This is a genomic window from Fundidesulfovibrio sp. (assembly GCF_058402725.1).
Window position 1 is genome coordinate 1 of sequence record NZ_JBZVFJ010000232.1, and the last position, 3,525, is coordinate 3,525.

3 protein-coding genes are annotated in these 3,525 nt (G+C 70.0%); all 3 read left to right on the plus strand.

Translation table 11 applies throughout. The features are described from left to right. Positions 1-647: ABC transporter substrate-binding protein (locus ACV4UX_RS17910; RefSeq protein WP_491594641.1), on the plus strand; the 647-nt coding region annotated here is incomplete at its 5' end. Next, on the plus strand, positions 644-2,782 hold the full coding sequence (locus tag ACV4UX_RS17915; RefSeq protein ID WP_491594642.1) for a sensor histidine kinase: 2,139 nt from the start codon (positions 644-646) through the stop codon (positions 2,780-2,782). The genes ACV4UX_RS17910 and ACV4UX_RS17915, both read left to right, overlap by 4 nt. Positions 2,783-2,886: 104 nt before the next feature. Beyond that, the coding region (locus tag ACV4UX_RS17920; RefSeq protein WP_491594643.1) for a YkgJ family cysteine cluster protein at positions 2,887-3,525 on the plus strand (639 nt) is incomplete at its 3' end.

The window sequence follows — 3,525 nt, forward strand, 5'->3', positions numbered from 1 at the left end:
GCGGGGTCAACGCCCCCCTGGCGCTCTATGGCTACCCGGCGTCCAACGTCTCCGGCGTGCGCGAGCGCTGGCATTTCCGCGAGGGTTTCGCCTTCCTGCGCCAGCTCTTCCCCGCAAGCGGCTCCGTGGCTCTGCTCCTGGACAACTCCGAATCCGCCGGCTTCGTCCTGGACGACCTGCGCGACGACCAGGGCCGCAACGGCCCCTTCGCCCTGCGCCTGGCCGCCGTGGAGCAGGTGGCAACCTTCCAGGCCTGGAGGCGCAAGGTGCTGGAACTCCAGGAGCGCGCCGACGCCCTTGCCCTGGGGCTCTACCACTCCCTCGTCGATGAGGAGACGGGCCTGGTGGTCCCCCCCGAGCAGGTGGCCGCCTGGAACGACTCGGTGGTGCGCAAGCCCACCCTGGGCTTCACCGACTTCTCCCGCGACCACGGCCATCTGGCGGGCGTGCTGGAATCAGGGCAAGAGCAGGGGTTCCTGGCCGGCGGCATGGTGCGGGAGATCCTCACGGCCAAGGCGGCTGCCGGAACGCTCCCCGTACGCATCAACGACCGGGGCATCGTCTTCCTGAACCTGCGCACCGCCGAGAGGCTGGGCCTGAAAATCCCCTACGAATTCATCGAGGCGGGCGAGGTGGTGGTGCGATGAGGGGTCTGCGCGGCGCGCTCATCCGCCGACTGGCCTCGGACCGCCAGCTCCTGGCCGTGCTGCTGGCGGTGTTCGCCGGGGCCGTGGTCAGCACGGCCCTGGCCTACTCCCACACGCGCAAGACGGTGGAAGAGCTGGCCCGCACCCAGTTTCTCCAGAGCCTGGACTTCCTGGACCACGAGGTGGACGTGCAGGTGCGCGGCATGATCTTCCAGACCCGCCTGGTGAGCCAGGAACCCGTGCTCCTGCTGGCCCTGGAGGAGAGCTACCTGGGCGGATCGGCCCGCGCCGCCGCGCGCCGCAAACTGGAAAGCCTGGTGGAGGACGGCGTTTTCGAACGCTTCTACCTGATGAACATGAAAGGCGCGATCGTCCTGGCCTCCAACCCCGCCCTGGCCGGGACCCTGGACGTGTCCGACCGGCGCTACTACCGCGAAGCCCGCGAAGGCCGCTCCGTCCTGGAGACGGTGGGAACCTCCCGGGTGACCGCACGGCCCATCCTGGTCTCCTCGCAGCCCGTCCGCGCGGCCGACGGCTCCGTGCGCGGCGTCGTGGTGGCCATCCGGGACACCGCCGCCTTCGCCCGCGACATCCTGGCCCTGCCGCATCTGGGGGGACACGGCGTCGGCTTCATCCTGGGCGAGCACGGCGCCGTGCTGGCCGCTCCGACCCGGGGCGACCAGCCCGCCTTCCAGCCGGCCCCCTTCGTCCCCCTGATCGCCCACGGCGCAGGGTCCAATCAGCTGGTGCGTTTCGATCGTCAGGGCGTCACGCGCATCTGCCTGGCCAAGATCAACCGCTCCACGGGCTGGATCCTGGCCGTGGAGGCCGATGAGGCCCTGATGATCTCCCCGGTGAACCACCTGGCCGCCGTGAACGTCGGCGTGGCCCTGGGCACCCTGGTCCTGGTGGCCCTGGCTCTCGGGGCGCTGCGGAAAGTGCTGGCCACCCTGCGCCGCTCCGAGGAACGCTTCTCCCTGCTGTTTCGCCTCTCGCCTGAGGCCGCCCTGCTCCTGGACGCCAACGACCTGAGCGTTCTCGCCGTCAACGAGGCCTACACCCGCCTCACGGGCTTCGACCCCGCCGAGGTGCTGGGGCGCACCATCCCCCAGATCGAACCGGAGATCGACCGCCCCAAGTTGGACGCCTTCCACGCCGACGTGCTGCGCAGGGGCCGCGTCGTGGGCCGCGAGTTCGAGGGCCACCGCAAGGACGGGCAATCCTTCAGGGTCTCCGTCTCCGGCCAGATCATCGAAACCGAGTCCGGCCTCTGGATCATGATCCTCCTGCACGACGTCACCCAGGCCCGGAAAATCCAGGAGATGATGATCCAGACCGAAAAGATGCTCTCCGTGGGCGGCATCGCGGCGGGCATCGCCCACGAGATCAACAACCCCCTGGGCATCGTGGTCCAGGCCTCCCAGAACCTCGTGCAGCGCACCCGCCCCGACCACCCGAAAAACATCGAGGCCGCCCGCGAGGTGGGCGTGGACATGGGCCTCGTGGCCCGCTACTTCCAGGCCCGCCAGCTCGACGTGTTCGTGCAGGACATCCAGGGCGCCGCCGTGCGCGCCGCGAGCATCATCCGCCACATGCTGGACTTCAGCCGCAGCAGCGAGTCGCGCCGCAAGCCCTGCGACCTGGCCGCCATCCTGGAAAAGGCCCTGGCCCTGGCCGCCAACGACTACGACCTCAAGAAAAGCTACGATTTCAAGCGCATCACCATCGACAGGGATTTTGAACCAAACCTCCCCCCCGTGCCCTGCACCGAAACCGAGATCGAACAGGTGTTCCTGAACATCCTGCGCAACGCCGCCCAGGCCATGGCCGAAGCCCCGACGCGCCCGGAGGGGCCGCGCATCGCCCTGCGCCTGCACGCTCTTCCCGGCCTCGTCCGGGCCGTCCTCGAGGACAACGGCCCGGGCATGAGCCCCGAAACGCGCCGCCGCGCCTTCGAGCCCTTCTACACCACCAAGCCCACGGGCGTGGGCACTGGCCTTGGGCTCTCGGTCTCCTACTTCATCGTGGTCAAAGGCCACGGCGGTCGCATGGCCGTGGACTCGGCCCCCGGCCGCGGCGCGCGTTTCACTCTGGAGCTGCCCCTGGGCGACGCCCCCCTGGACCCCGCGCCCTGACCCACACCCCGCTGTTGACGCACGGGCCTTCCCCGTCCACAATGCGCGCGCCGGTCCGCACGGACCGGCTACGTGCTCACCCGAACCCAAAGGCGTCGCCCCGCATGGCATCCAAGCATTTCCAGTGCACCCGCTGCGGCCGCTGCTGCCGCGCCAGCATCCCCCTGGGCCTGGCGGAGGCCCTGGACCACGACGAATCCTTCCTCCTGGCCCTGGTCTTCTCCATGGAGACCTGGAACCTGGACGACTTCGCCGCCAACCGGCCGGTCCTGCCCATCACCCACGAGGAGCTCTTCACCGCGCTGGCCTTCCGCAAGGACAAGCTGGCCATGGACGCCAGCCGCGATCTGGTGTTCCGCGTGGGGCGCGCGCCCTCGGGCTCCCAGCGCCTGGCCACCTTCGTCACCGTGGGGGCCGCCGCCCTGGGCGACTTCCAGGCAGGCCAGGCCCGCTGCCCCTCCCTGGCCCCGGACGACACCTGCTCCGTCTACGAACGCCGTCCCCTGGGCTGCCGCGTCTTCCCCCTGGACCCCCTCTTTCCGGAGATGCTCCAGCATGTGCCCCTCGCGGGCCTGGAGACGCGCCTGCCCTGCGACTTCTCCCCCCAGGCCCCCGAGATCTGGCGCGACGGCAGGCTGACCGATCCCGAATCGCTGGCGCTGCTCGCGCGGCGGCAGGAGACCATCCGGCGCGACTCGCTCTTCCTACCCTACTACCGCGTGGCAGCCGAGTCCTTCCGACCC

Excerpts from the sequence above, each read along its gene's own strand:
- ACV4UX_RS17915 (WP_491594642.1), top strand. The coding sequence starts at position 644 with ATGAGGGGTCTGCGCGGCGCGCTCATCCGCCGACTGGCCTCGGACCGC.